Below are 13235 nucleotides of genomic sequence, written 5' to 3' on the forward strand. Positions count from 1 at the left end.
GTTTCGCGGGAGTGTTGCTCGTCACCCGGTTCGAGGTCCACACTCTTGGCTACCGAGCGAGCGCTCGGACTGTCACAGGATGGTACGGACGGGAGGGCGCGTCAATGGCGACCCAGACGCATCAGGCCATCGCGGCCGAGGCCACGGCGGCGGCCACCTTCGCCGCCTGGCTGGATCGGCTCGCGCCGGCGATCGAGGCCGCCGACGCGGCGGCAACCGCCGCGCTGCTGGCCACCGACTGCTGGTGGCGCGACCTGCTCGCGCTCACCGGGGACCTCGGCACCTACCACGGCCGGGACCGGGTCGCGGCGATGCTGGGCGAGCACCTGGCGCCCGGATCCTGCACCGGCATCCGGATGGTCACCGAGTTCGGGCCGCGGTTCCAGGGCGACGCCGACGAGCTGATCGAAGGCTTCGTCACCTTCCAGACCCCGACCGGATACGGGCGGGGCGCCGTCCGGCTCCGCCGGCAGGACGGCGACTGGGTCGCCTGGACCGTGCTCACCGAACTCGACGACCTGCGCGGGCACGAGCGGGCGATCGGACCCCACCGGTCGAAGGGGCCCCGGCACACCCCGGCCGCCGGCGGCCGCAACTGGCGGGACGAGCGGCAGGAGAAGCTGCGGTACGCCGACACCGATCCGGACGTGGTCGTCATCGGCGCCGGGCAGGGCGGTCTGTCGGTCGCCGCCAATCTCGGCCTGATGGGCGTCGACACGCTGATCCTGGAGAAGAGCGAGCGGGTCGGCGACGGGTGGCGCAAGCGCTACCACTCACTGGTCCTGCACGACCCGGTCTGGGCCGATCACCTTCCGTACCTGCCCTACCCCGAGTCGTGGCCGGTCTACTGCCCGAAGGACAAGATCGCCGACTGGTTCGAGTCGTACGCCTCGGCGATGGAGCTCAACGTCTGGACGTCGGCGGAGCTGACCGCCAGCGACTACGACGAGGCGAGCGGGCGGTGGACCCTGCGGGTGCGCACGCCCGACGGCGAGCGGGAACTGCGTCCGCGCGACGTCATCCTCGCCACCGGCGCCGCCGGGGAGCCGAACATTCCGGCCGTGCCGGGGCGCGAGCGCTTCACCGGCACCAGCTACCACTCCAGCCAGCACGGCTCGGCCACCCGCTGGGCCGGCCGGAAGGCCGTCGTGGTCGGCGCCTGCAACAGCGGCCACGACATCGCCCAGGACCTCTACGAGGCGGGCGCGGACGTCACGCTCGTCCAACGCTCGTCGACGCACATCATCAGCCAGGAGCACGGCATCCCGGCCATCTTCGGCAGCAACTTCGTCGAGGGCGGCCCGCCGACCAGCTACGCCGACCTGCTGGCCAGCGGTACGCCGTGGCCGCTGGTGCTCGAGCTGGCCAAGGAGGGCGTGCGGGAGACCGCCAGGAAGGACGCCGACCTGCTCGCCGCGCTCGACGCGGTCGGGTTCAAGCGCAACGACGGCCCCGACGGTACGGGACTGATGGGCTACGCGTTGGCGTACGGCGGCGGCTACTACATCGACGTGGGCTGTTCGCGGCTCATCGCCGACGGGAAGATCAAGCTCGCCCAGGGATCCGGGCTGGCGGAGTTCACCCCCGACGGCATCCGTCTGGAGGACGGCCGGACCCTGGCGGCCGACCTCGTCGTGCTCGCGACCGGATACCGGAACATGCGCGAGACGGCTCGCCGGCTCTTCGGCGACGTGGTCGCCGACCGGCTTCCGCTCGTCCTCGGCGTCGGCGAGGACGGCGAACTCGGTGGACTGTACCGGCGTACCGGGCATCCGGCGTTCTGGTACATGGGCGGGCCGCTGGCGTGGGTCCGCATCTACTCCAAGCACCTGGCCCTACAGATCACCGCGAAGCAGGCGGGCATCGCGCTGCCCCGGCCGGGTGCGGCGCCGGAGTAGCGCCTCCTTCCCCCGTCAGGCGTGGAAAGTCCAGCAGAGGAGTCTCCAAGTGAAACGTCATCCCCATGGCGCCGTCCGTCGCGCGCTCGTCGCCGGCGCCTCCGCCAGTGTTCTTCTGATCTCGGCCTGTGGCGGCGACGACCCGGACGCCGGTACCGGTGCCGATGCGAAGCTCGTCTACTTCATGGCCCCCAACACGACCCCCACCCGGTACATCCAGCAGGACGGCCCGGCGTTCGAGAAGGCGATCAAGGCGCTGGACCCGAGCGTCGAGGTCAAGTTCGTCAACGCCGGCGGCGACTCCAACCAGCAGCTCGCGCAGGCCAACGCCGCGATCGCCGCCGGTGCCGACGCGCTTGTCGTGGTCGCGGCCGATCCGAACACCAGCGCGGGTCTGCTCCAGGCCGCCGAGCAGGCGGAGGTTCCCGTGATCGGGTACGAGAACCCGCCGGTGCAGGGCACCCTCTACGCTCAGGTGATCTTCGATCCGGAGAAGGTCGGTACCCAACAGGCCACCTACTTCGCCGAGCAGGTGGCCAGCGGGGCGCTCGGCGCCAAGCCGGTCAAGATCGCCCGGCAGTACGGCAACAAGGGCGACGTCTACACCACCCAGATGCTCGCCGGGCAGAACAAGGTGCTCGACCCGCTCATCCGCAGCGGCGACATCGAGGTGGTCTGTGAGGACTACATCAAGGACTGGGCACCGGACAACGCGACCAGAGCAACCGAGCAGTGTCTCACCAGGACGCAGAACGGCGTCGCCGGGTTCCTCGGGTTCTACGACGGCATCACGGCGGGCATCATTGCGGCGCTCAAGGGCAAGAACCTTGACATCCCGGTGTACGGCGGCCAGAACCCCGAGCTGACCGGCCTGCAGTACATGCTCACCGGTGACCAGCAGGACAACGTGCTCAAGGCGTTCTCGGTGCAGGCGGAGGCGGCGGCGAAGATCGCGGTCGCCGCGATCGGCGGCCAGCAGCCCCCGGCCGACCTGGTCAAGGACACGATCGACAACGGGGCGATGCAGGTGCCCACGGCCAAGCTCGACGCGACGCTCATCCACCTCGAAGAAGGCAAGGACCCCGGCGACGCGGTCCAGCAGGCCGTCGACCTCGGCATGTTCACCTGGGCGCAGATCTGCACGGGTCCGGCAGCGGACACCGAAACCTGCCAGACCAGGAACAAGTAACCCTGCCAGACCAGGAACAAGTGACCCGACCCAACGGCGGCGGGCGGTCGGCAGTCGCCGACCGCCCGCGCGGAGGACGCCATGACCGTGGACAGTGAACCGCAGCTTCCCGATCCGCCCGGCGGGCCGGGACCCACCCCCCTGCTCGCGCTCACGAGCATCTCGAAGCACTTCGGCGGGGTGCGGGCGTTGCACGAGGTCGACCTCTCGGTGGACCAGGGTGAGGTGGTCGCGCTCATCGGCGACAACGGCGCGGGCAAGTCCACCCTTGTCAAGATCGTGTCCGGGGTGGAGTCGCCGGACACCGGCGAGATCCGGGTACGCGGCACGGCCGCCCGGCTGGACTCACCGCGGGCCGCCGCCGAGGCGGGTATCCGGACCGTCTTCCAGGACCTGTCACTCTGCGACAACCTCGACGCCGTGCAGAACCTCTTCCTGGGGCAGGAGCGGTGCGGCTCGGCCTGGTCCGGCCGCCGGGTTCGCCGCCACCTGATGGAGGAGCAGGCCCGCCGGGTGCTGGATTCGCTGTCGGTGAAGCTCCGCTCGCTCACCGCTCCGGTGGTCACCCTCTCCGGCGGCCAGCGGCAGGGCATCGCGATCTGCCGCGCGCTGATCAGCGACCCGGCGGTGGTGATCCTCGACGAACCGACCGCGGCCCTCGGCGTCTCCCAGCGCGGCGAGGTACTGGACCTGATCCGCCGGCTCCGCGAGCAGGGGCGGGGCGTGGTGGTGATCTCACACGACATGCGGGACGTGCGGCAGATCGCCGACCGGGTCGTGGTGCTGCGGCTCGGCACCAGGGTCGCCGAGTTCCACCGCGGCGGCTACACGCCGTCGGACCTGGTCAGCGCGATGACCGGTGCGCACGAGTCCGGCGACGATTGAGGACGGAAGAGCTGTGAGCATCTCGACATCACCGCCGGCCGGCGCGCCGACCGTGCACCGTACCCGGGCCAGCCGGGCGATCGAGACGGCGGCGCGGGGACACCGGAGCATCCCCGTGCTGGTCGTGCTGGCGGTCATCTGGACCTTCTTCTACAGCCAGAGCTCGGCGTACCTCAGCTTCCAGAACATCACGAATCTCACGCTGCAGATCGTGACGACGGCGATCCTCGCCCTGGGGGTGGTCTTCGTGCTGCTGGTCGGCGAGATCGACCTCTCCTCGGCCGTGCTGTCCGGGGTCTGCGCGGCGGTGGCCGCCGGGCTGACCGTCAACAGCGGTCTGCCGCTGCCCGTCGGCATCGCGGCGGCGGTGGTGGCGGGGATGGCCGTGACGTTCGTCGAGGCCCAGGTGATCATGTTCGGCGTACCCTCGCTGATCGTCACGCTGGGCGGCATGGTGATCCTCCAGGGCCTTATCCTCGTCGTGCTCCCGCCGGAGTTCACGATCAGCGTGGCGGGCACCCCGTTCGCGAAGATCGCGAGCACGGCGGTCCCGGCGGGCACGAGCTACGCGCTGGCGGCGGTGGCGACCCTGGCGTTCGCGGCGTACCGGCTGTTCCAGCACCGGGAGCGGCTGTCGACGGGCTCGCTCACCTCGCTGGCCACGGTCGCCGTACCCGCCGGGCTGGTCGCCGTCGTGCTGTTCGGCGGGGTCTACACGCTGACCCGGCAGCGGGGCCTGCCGATGCCGGTGCTGATCCTCGCGGTCATGCTGCTGGTCGCCTGGTACGTCACCACCCAGACCCGCTACGGCATCCACCTGTACGCGGTCGGCGGCGATCGCGAGGCGGCCCAGCGGGCCGGCATCCCGGTCCGGCGGATGGTGCTCTACTCCTTCCTCATCCTCGGCGCGTGCGCGGCGGTCGCGGGCATGGTCGACGCCTCCCGCCAACTCGGCGTCTCGGTCACCTCCGGCTCCGGTCCGCTGATGTTGAACGCGATCGCGGCGGCCGTCGTCGGCGGCACCAGCCTCTTCGGCGGCCGCGGTTCGATCTGGTCGGCGTTGCTCGGCGCACTGGTCATTGGCTCGATCAGCAACGGCGTGCAGCTGCTGGGGCTCTCGACGGAGGTGCAGTTCTTCGCTACCGGGGCGGTACTCATCATCGCCGTCGCCGTCGACGTGGTCCTCACCCGCGGCTCCCTCCTGCCGGGGCGGCGATGACCACCGTCGAGCCGAGCTGGCGGCCGGATCCGGCCCACGTCCGGCAGAGCCGGATCGTCCGGTTCGCGGCGTGGCTCGTCGCGCAGGGCCGGGCGCGGCTCGACGACGTGACCGACTACCGCGCCCTGCACGCCTGGTCCGTGGCGTCGCCCGGGGAATTCTGGGCCGCGGTCGCCGACTTCTTCGAGGTGGACTGGGACACCCCGCCGCGCGGCGCGCTCCCCGAACGCCGGATGCCCGGCGCGGTCTGGTTCCCGGGCGGCACCCTCAACTTCGGCCGGCACCTGCTGCGCGCCGGCGACGACGACCAGGACGCGGTGATCCTGGTCGCGGAGACGGGCGAACGGTCGTCGCTCAGCTACGCCGCGCTGCGTGCCCGGGCTGCCGCCGTCGCCGGGCGACTGCGGGCACTCGGGGTCGAACCCGGTGACCGGGTCGCCGCCTATCTGCCCAACTGCGTCGAAGGGGTGGTGGCCTTCGCGGCGACCGCCCTGGTCGGCGCGGTGTGGGCGCAGACCGGCCTCGACTACGCGGCGCCCTCGGCCGCGGACCGGATGGCGCAGCTGTCACCCCGGGTGCTGATCGCCGGTTCGGGCTACCGGTTCGGCGGGAAGGTGCACGACCGCCGGGCCGCGGCGCGGGAGCTGCGCGACCTGCTGCCCGGGCTGCGTCACACCATCACCGTCGAGACCGCGGGGCTGGCCAATCCGGCGACCGGACCGGACACCAGCACCTGGGCGGACGCGCTCGCCGCCGAACCCCACCCGGACGGTGCCGCCGTGAGCTTCGACCACCCGCTCTGGGTGCTGTTCACCTCCGGTACGACGGGCAAGCCCAAGGGCATCGTCCACGGGCACGGGGGAGCGCTGCTGGAGCAGTTGGTCTCCCCGGGCCTGCATCTGGACCTGCGTACCGGGGAGGTTTTCTTCTGGTTCACCACCCCGAACTGGATGATGTGGAACGCCCAGGTCTGCGGGCTGCTGCACGGCGCGACCATCGTCCTCTACGACGGCCGGCCGACATCGCCGGGGACCGACGCGCTGTGGCGGCTGGTCGCCGAACTCGGGGTCGGGGTGTTCGGCACCAGCCCGGGGTATCTCGAAGCCTCCCAGCGGGCCGGCCTGGAACCGGGCCGGGACCTGGACCTGTCGGCGCTGCGGCTGGTCGGCGTGACCGGATCGGTGCTGCCGGCCAGCACGAACGAATGGTTCCGGGAGCGGGTCAGCGCCCGGGTCCAACTCGGCTCGATGAGCGGGGGTACCGACATCGTCGGGATCTTCGTCGGCAGCGCCCCCACCACCCCGGTGTACGACGGTGAGATCAGCGCCCCCGCGTTGGGCGCGGCGGTCGGGGTCTGGAACGCTGACGGGTCGGCGGCGCCGGTCGGCGTGCCGGGGGAGATGGTGATCACCGAGCCGATGCCGTCGATGCCGCTGCGCTTCTGGGACGACCCCGACAGCCGGAAACTTCGGGAGACCTACTTCGATATGTTTCCCGGCGTGTGGCGACACGGGGATCTGACCATGATGACGGAGCGTGGCACCCTCGTGATCCTCGGGCGTTCGGACGCGACAATCAACCGGCACGGTGTCCGGCTGGGCTCCGCGGAGATCTACGCGGCCCTCAGCGACCTGCCACAGGTGGCGGACGCCCTCGTGGTCGGCGTCGAGGAGCCGGACGGCGGATACTGGCTGCCGCTGTTCGTGGTCCCGAACGGGGCCGGGAGACCGGCTGACCTGGGCGCCCTGGTCCGGCGGCGCATCGCCGAGCGGACGTCGCCCCGACACGTGCCGGACGACGTGATAGTCGTTGCTCGGCTGCCCCACACGAAGACCGGCAAGCGGCTCGAGGTCCCGGTCAAACGCATCCTGCAGGGCGCCGATCCCGGCCGGGTGATCGACCGGGGAGCCATCGACGACCCGGCGGCCCTCGACGCGCTGATCCTGGCGGTCCGCACCAGGCGGGGTGCGCCGTGAGCCGACCAACCCCGCGCCACCCCGCCGGGCCCACGACGAGAGAGGTGACGACCCAGCCGATGTCTGCCGAGTCCGACTGGCGGGAGTACGGGCCGCTCGAATTCTCCCGCATCCTCGACGCCGCCCTGCACGCCTTCTACGAGCACGGATACCACGGCACGACGACCCGCGACCTGGCCCGCCGGTCCGGCTTCTCCGTGCCCGGCGTCTACCACTACTACCCGTCCAAGCAGGACATCCTCTTCGACCTGATGACGTCCATCATCGATGAGCTGCTGATCCGCAGCCGGCAGGCGCTGGCGACCGCACCCCCCGATCCCCGCTCGCAGTTCGACGCGTTGGTCGAATCGCTGCTGCGGTTCCACATGTACCGGCGCACCGGCGCCATGGTGTCGACGGCGGAGCTGCGCAGCCTGGAGACCGGCAACCGGGAACGCTACGTGGCCAAACGCGACGAGCAGCAGCGCATGCTCGACCGGGTGATCCTCGACGGCGTACGGGACGGGGTCTTCACCACGGCCTACCCGAAGGACGCGAGCCGGGCCATCGCCTCGCTCTGCGTGGGGGTCGCGTCGTGGTACCGGCCGGACGGAACGCTCCCGGTCGACGCCCTCCTCGACCGCTACCTGACCATCGCGCGTTCGATCGTCGGCATCAGCGACCAGACCACCCCTGGAACGCCGCGATGACCACGGAGCCCGCCAGCCGGGCCGGGCGGTCGCCGGCGAGCGACCACGAGCCGACCCGGTCCGCCCTGGTCACCGGCGCGTCCCGCGGCATCGGGCGCGGTATCGCGCTCGCACTGGCCGAGCGGGGCTGGCGCCTGACCCTGGTGGCCCGCGACCCGGCCCGGCTGGCCGCCGCGGCGGCCGAGCTGTCGGCGGCCGGGGCGGCGCAGGTCGAGACGGTCGCGGTCGACCTGGCCGCGCCCGACGCGCCGGCCGCCGCCGTCGCGGCACACGCCGCCGGACACGACGGCATGGACGCCCTCGTCCTGGCGGCGGGGGTGGGCTCGGCCGGGTCGCTGCACGGCTACCCGACCGCGCGGTACGACAAGCTGTTCGCGATCAACACCCGCGCCCCGTTCGTACTTGTCAGCCAGGCCCTGCCGCTGCTGCGGGCCGCGGCCCGGCGGCGCCCGTCCCGGGGAGCGCGGGTGATCGCCCTGGCCTCGATCGTCGGGGTCTACACCGAGCCGTCCCTCGCCGTCTACGGTGCCACCAAGGCCGCGCTGCTGGCCCTGTGCCGGGGGCTCAACGCCGAGGAATCGGCGGAGGGTGTGACCGCGACGGCGATCGCTCCCGGGTATGTCGACACCGACATGACCGCGTGGGTCCGCGACGCGGTACCGCCGGAGACGATGATCCCGATCGACGACGTCGTCACGGCGGTGACCGCACTCGTCGACATGTCACCGCGCAGCGTGATCAACGAGATCGTGATCAGCCGCGCCGGGACCAGGGGATATCAGGCATGACGGCCGTTCCACCGGTGCTCGACGTGCGGGGGGTGCGGACCTTCCTCGAAAGCCGCCGCGTCCCGGTGACCGGGCCGCTCACCAGCGAACTGGTGAGCGGCGGAAAGTCCAACCTCACGTACGTCGTCACCGACGGCACCCACCGCTGGGTGGTGCGGCGCCCACCGCTGTCCGGCCTCACCCCGTCCGCGCACGACGTGGCGCGGGAATGGCGGGTCATCCAGGCCCTCCAGTTCAGCGCGGTACCCGTACCGCCAGCCGTGGCCCTCTGCGAGGACCCGGCCGTCATCGGCGCACCGTTCGCGGTGACCGCCTTCATCGCCGGCCAGGTGGTCCGCACCCGCGCGCAGCTCGACGGCTACTCCGCACGGGAGCTGGAGTCCTGCGTCGGGGAGCTGGTCCGGGTGCTGGCCGACCTGCACACCGTCGACGTCCGCGAGGTCGGCCTGAGCGGCCTGGGCCGGCCGGACGGGTTCCTGGAGCGCCAGGTCCGGCTCTGGTGGCGGCAGTGGAACGAGGTCAAGACGCACGACCTCGCCGACGCGACGGATCTGCACCTGCGCCTGGTCGCCACCCTGCCGACGGGCTCGGCGCAGATCGGTGTGGTGCACGGTGACTACCGGATCGACAACACGCTTCTCGACAGCGCCGACATCAGCAAGGTGCTCGCCGTGGTCGACTGGGAGCTGGCCACGGTCGGCGACGTGTTCACCGACGTCGCGCTGATGTGCGTCTACCGTCAGCCGCAGCTGGACCCCATCCTCGGGCTCGACGCGGCGTGGGCGAGTGACCGGCTGCCGGACGGCGACGCCATCGCCGAGGCGTACGCCCGGCGGCGCGGCGTGGACCTCGACCACTGGCCCTTCTACCTGGCGCTCGCCAACTTCAAGCTGGCCGTCATCGCCCAGGGGATCAGCTACCGGGCCCGGCAGGGCGCCGCGGCCGACCCGACCGCGACCCGCGCCGAGCAGGCCGTCCCGGCGCTGCTCGCCGCCGGTCTCCGGGCGTTGGGGCCGGGGTAGCCGACCGCCGGCGTCAGGTCGCGGACCGGGTGGCCGGGACCGGCGCACATCCGGACGATTCCGGGCCGGTCGCCGCTACCCGGCGTAGGCTGTGCAGATGGCATCCCTCGTGCAGCGAATCAAGTCCTTCCTGAACAGCCCGCAGGGCCGCCAGGTCGTCGACCGGGGCCGGCGGGAGCTGGCGAAGCCGGGCAACCAGGAGAAGCTCCGGCGGCTGATTTCCCGGGCCAAGGGGAGTGGTCGCCCGCGCTGAGCTGACCCGGCCCGGGAAACGGAGCCGCCGCGGCCGTCGGTCCTCACGGGGCCGACTATCGTTTCGGCGTGCGCATCCGTTTCGACGTCCCCGCCGATCCGGCCTACCCGGGCCGGGTCGCGGCCGCGCTCAGCCGCGAGCGGCTGCGTGGATTCGGCTATGTCGGGGCGGTGCTGGCGGGGACCGGGGTGATCGGTTACGTCGCCTCGCGAGGGTCCGGGTGGGGCGAACAGCTGGCGCCGGTGTGGATGTCGATGGTCACCGCTGGTGTGCTGTCGATGCTGTTCGGGCCGTGGGTGCGGTTGCGCGCCCGGCGCCGCTCCGGCCGGTTCGCCGTCGACGGCGCCTACGAGATCACCGATGACAACATCATGATGCGCAGCGGCACGGAGTCCAGCGGCATCGCCTGGGACGGGGTCTCCCAGGTACGCGACACCCCCGAGTTCTGGATCGTGTACGTCGGCCGGATGCCGGCGACCGTCATCCCTCGCCGGTTGATGTCCGCCGACGATGTCGAGACGTTGCGGGCCCATCTGGTCAGGCGTGGCCTGCTCCCGAGCCGGTGAGACCGGGCCGCCGGTCGAGCGTCAGGCCGTCCGGTTGACCGGTCCGTGGTCGGCGAGCGCGGCGACGTGGGAGCGGATGCGCTCCGCCTCGGCGAGGTCGAGGTCGGTGGCGTGGGTGACGACGTACTCGTAGTGGTACCGGGCCCGGCCGGGTTCGCCGCGGGTGTGGTGGGCGTGCCCGAGTCCGGTGTGCGCGCGGGCCTGCTGGTAGCGGGCACCGGCGACGGTGGCGGCGTTGAGGGCGGCGGCGAAGTGGGCCAGGGCGGTGGTGGTGCGGCCGGCGGCGTGCGCGGCCTCGCCGAGGCCGTTGAGCGCCGAGGCCCGGCCACCGTGCTCGCCGATCTCGGTGAAGATCGCGAGGGACTGCTCAAAGTACCGCTGGGCCAGCCCCGGGTCGCCGAGTCCGATGTGGGCGGTGCCGAGATTGTCGAGTACGTGTGCCTCACCGCGCCGGCTGCCGTACCGCCGGGTCAGGACCAGCGCCTGGTGGTGGTGGTCGGCGGCGGCGCGGTGCCGGTCCAACTGCTGTTCGACGAGGCCGAGACAGTCCAGCGCCAGGGCCTCCGCGGTCCAGTCCTCGGTCCGTCGGGCCAGCTCCAGGGCCCGCCGGTGGTCATCGGCGGCGGCCTCGTGCCGACCCAACCGCCGGTACAGGAGGCCGAAATTGTTGCGGACCAGGGCTTCCCCGGTCAGGTTGGCGGTCTGTCGGAACAGGTTCAGCGCCCGCGCGAAGCAGTCCTCGGCGGCGTCGTACCGGGCGAGCTCGAAGTGGAGGAAGCCGAGGCTGTTCTGGGCGTTGGCTTCGCCGGCCACGTCCCCTGAGCGGCGGAACAGCTCGATCGCCTGCCGCAGGTGCTCGGTGGCCGACTCGTGCCGGCCCACCCGTTGCTCGGTGTTGCCGATCCCGGCCAACGCGTGGGCCTGCCCGACGAGGTCACCGGCCTGCCGGGCGGCGCGCAGCGCGTGCTGGTGGACGACCAGCCCGTCGATGTAGTGCCCGCAGTCGAGGTACCGGTAGAGCAGCACCGAGAGCCGGATCGTGTGGTTGGGCCAGCCGTGCGACGCGGTGTACCGGGCGACCGCGGCCAGGGTGGACCGCTCGGTGTTCAGCCACTGTTTGGCCGCGTGCGGCTCGGCGAGCTCCGGGCTGGGCGTCGTGGCCGGGGCCACGCTGGGCCGGGCGGTGACCTCAGCCGGATACAGGCCAGCGACGGCCTCGGCGGTGGCCGCGAGGTAGTAGTCGAACAATCGGTCCCGGGCCGCCCGCTGGTCGCGGTCGTCGTCCAACGCGGTCGTCAGACTGGCCGCGTACGCGCGCAGCAGGTCGTGCAGTCCGTACCGCCCGGTCCCGGTGTGGTGCACCAGATGGGCACGGGCGAGCAGGTCGAGCGCGTCCCGGGCGGCGGTCAGGCCGGTGCCGGTGAGTGCGGCGACCGCGTAGCTGTCGACGTCGGCACCGGGGTGCAGGCCGAGCAGGCGGAAGGTGCGGGCCGCCGCGGTCGGCAGGTGCTGCATCGACCAGGAGAAGACGGCCGTGACGGCGGCGTGCGGGTCGCCTCCGGCGGCCAGCAGGTCGAGCCGCCGCTGCCCGTCGGCGAGCTCCGCGACCAGCTCGGCCAGCGGCGCCTCTGCCCGGCGGCCGGCCAGTTCGGCGGCGACCCGCAACGCCAGCGGCAGGTGCGCGCAGCGCCGGGCGAGGGCCTGCACCGCGTCGATCTCGACCTCGGCCCGCCGGCCGATCAGGCGGCGCAACAGCGCGGCCGCGTCGGTGAGCGGGAGGGTCGCGAGGTCGAGGCGCTGCGCCCCGTCCACGGCCACCAGACCGCCCAGGCTGTCCCGGCTGGTGATCACGACCAGGCACTGGCCGGTGCCGGGAAGCAGCGGGCGAACCTGCTCGACCGAGGAGGCGTTGTCCAGCACGATGAGCGTCCGCCGCCCGGCGAGCTCGGTCCGGAAGCGGGCGGAACGCCCTTCGAGGTCCCGGGGCAGTTCCTGGTCGGGCACCCCCAGCGCCGTCAGGAAGCCGGTCAACGCCTCGTCGGCGTCCATCGGCTGCTCGGGATGGTACCCGCGCAGGTTCACGTAGAGCTGTCCGTCCGGGAACCGGTCGGCGACCTGGTGTGCCCAGTGCACCGCGAGAGCGGTCTTGCCGACGCCGGCCGTGCCGCTGATGGACGTGATCACCACGGCGTTGACGTCGTCGGCGGGCTGCTCCAGCAGCCCGGCCAGGGCGCGCAACTCGGTCTCCCGGCCGGTGAAGTAGCGAACCGCCGGCGGCAGCTGCCGCGGCACCTGCCGCCGGGCTGCGGTCGGCGCCGGGACCGCGGTCGGCACCGCGGTCGCGGTCGACCCGGCAACGGCCGACCGTTCCGGCCGCGGACCGCCCACGTCGACGGTGGCCACCGCCGGAACCGCCGGTCGGCGATGTCGAAACGCCTGCTCGATGATGGCGTGCCGGGGTCGCCAGAACTCCTCGACCCCCATCCGCAGCGAGACGTGCCGCAGCCGGTCGTGCTCCATGGCGTACTGGTGGAATGCGCTGACCAGGGACTTCACCACGTCCCAGTCGGGTGGGCGACGGATCTGGCCGCTGAGGATGGCGCCGACCTGGCTCTTGCTCAGCCGGACCGATCCACCCAGGGTCCGCAGGCTCGGCCCGCCCGCCTGTCGCCAGAGCGTGTGCAGGTCCTGACAGTACTGGCGCAGCAGCTCATCCGCGGCGCCCATGGTCATTCACGTCTCCCAGATGT

The 13235-nt window shown here is 72.2% G+C and carries 11 protein-coding genes; 10 read left to right on the forward strand and 1 reads right to left on the reverse strand.

The features are described from left to right. The first annotated feature begins 104 nt into the window (after positions 1-104). From O7627_RS15240 to O7627_RS15285, 10 genes are all read left to right on the forward strand, one after another. Positions 105-1898, forward strand: a complete 1794-nt coding sequence (locus O7627_RS15240; RefSeq protein WP_278094162.1) for an NAD(P)/FAD-dependent oxidoreductase — start codon at positions 105-107, stop codon at positions 1896-1898. A 49-nt stretch (positions 1899-1947) separates the two neighbouring features. Beyond that, the gene (locus tag O7627_RS15245; RefSeq protein WP_278094163.1) at positions 1948-3087 is read left to right on the forward strand and encodes a substrate-binding domain-containing protein; all 1140 of its coding nucleotides are present in this window, start codon (positions 1948-1950) and stop codon (positions 3085-3087) included. Between the two features lie 81 nt (positions 3088-3168). Continuing rightward, positions 3169-3972 (forward strand): ATP-binding cassette domain-containing protein, encoded by an 804-nt coding sequence (locus tag O7627_RS15250; protein ID WP_278094164.1) that lies wholly within the window; start codon positions 3169-3171, stop codon positions 3970-3972. Between the two features lie 13 nt (positions 3973-3985). After that, on the forward strand, positions 3986-5191 hold the full coding sequence (locus tag O7627_RS15255; protein WP_278094165.1) for an ABC transporter permease: 1206 nt from the start codon (positions 3986-3988) through the stop codon (positions 5189-5191). Continuing rightward, positions 5188-7167 (forward strand): acetoacetate--CoA ligase, encoded by a 1980-nt coding sequence (locus tag O7627_RS15260; RefSeq protein ID WP_278094166.1) that lies wholly within the window; start codon positions 5188-5190, stop codon positions 7165-7167. The genes O7627_RS15255 and O7627_RS15260 overlap by 4 nt, the downstream gene beginning before the upstream one ends. Before the next feature lie 59 nt (positions 7168-7226). Beyond that, entirely contained in the window at positions 7227-7856 is a 630-nt protein-coding gene (locus O7627_RS15265) for a TetR/AcrR family transcriptional regulator (RefSeq protein WP_278094167.1), read from the forward strand. Then, positions 7853-8644, forward strand: coding sequence for an SDR family oxidoreductase (locus tag O7627_RS15270; protein ID WP_278094168.1), 792 nt, complete (start codon positions 7853-7855; stop codon positions 8642-8644). The genes O7627_RS15265 and O7627_RS15270 overlap by 4 nt, the downstream gene beginning before the upstream one ends. After that, positions 8641-9666: a phosphotransferase family protein gene (locus O7627_RS15275; RefSeq protein ID WP_278094169.1), complete on the forward strand. Its 1026-nt coding sequence runs from the start codon at positions 8641-8643 to the stop codon at positions 9664-9666. Before O7627_RS15270 ends, O7627_RS15275 begins: the two co-directional genes overlap by 4 nt. A gap of 97 nt (positions 9667-9763) precedes the next feature. After that, a complete protein-coding gene (locus O7627_RS15280) occupies positions 9764-9919 on the forward strand; it encodes a hypothetical protein (RefSeq protein WP_278094170.1) in 156 nt (51 codons plus the stop codon). A 68-nt stretch (positions 9920-9987) separates the two neighbouring features. Continuing rightward, complete coding sequence (locus O7627_RS15285; RefSeq protein ID WP_278094171.1) at positions 9988-10485, forward strand: YcxB family protein; 498 nt, start codon at positions 9988-9990, stop codon at positions 10483-10485. Positions 10486-10506: 21 nt separating this feature from the next. On the opposite strand, the gene O7627_RS15290 is transcribed toward O7627_RS15285, so the two are convergent. After that, positions 10507-13218, reverse strand: a complete 2712-nt coding sequence (locus O7627_RS15290) for a tetratricopeptide repeat protein (protein ID WP_278094172.1) — start codon at positions 13216-13218, stop codon at positions 10507-10509. Between the last annotated feature and the right edge of the window lie 17 nt (positions 13219-13235).

Origin of the sequence: Solwaraspora sp. WMMD1047 (assembly GCF_029626155.1) — a bacterium.
GTDB lineage: Bacteria > Actinomycetota > Actinomycetes > Mycobacteriales > Micromonosporaceae > WMMD1047.

Bases quoted from the DNA above. Each gene is read 5' to 3' on its own strand.
- O7627_RS15240 (WP_278094162.1), top strand. From the start codon at position 105: ATGGCGACCCAGACGCATCAGGCCATCGCGGCCGAGGCCACGGCGGCG.
- O7627_RS15250 (WP_278094164.1), top strand. From the start codon at position 3,169: ATGACCGTGGACAGTGAACCGCAGCTTCCCGATCCGCCCGGCGGGCCG.
- O7627_RS15260 (WP_278094166.1), top strand. From the start codon at position 5,188: ATGACCACCGTCGAGCCGAGCTGGCGGCCGGATCCGGCCCACGTCCGG.
- O7627_RS15265 (WP_278094167.1), top strand. From the start codon at position 7,227: ATGTCTGCCGAGTCCGACTGGCGGGAGTACGGGCCGCTCGAATTCTCC.
- O7627_RS15270 (WP_278094168.1), top strand. From the start codon at position 7,853: ATGACCACGGAGCCCGCCAGCCGGGCCGGGCGGTCGCCGGCGAGCGAC.
- O7627_RS15275 (WP_278094169.1), top strand. From the start codon at position 8,641: ATGACGGCCGTTCCACCGGTGCTCGACGTGCGGGGGGTGCGGACCTTC.
- O7627_RS15280 (WP_278094170.1), top strand. From the start codon at position 9,764: ATGGCATCCCTCGTGCAGCGAATCAAGTCCTTCCTGAACAGCCCGCAG.
- O7627_RS15290 (WP_278094172.1), bottom strand. From the start codon at position 13,218: ATGACCATGGGCGCCGCGGATGAGCTGCTGCGCCAGTACTGTCAGGAC.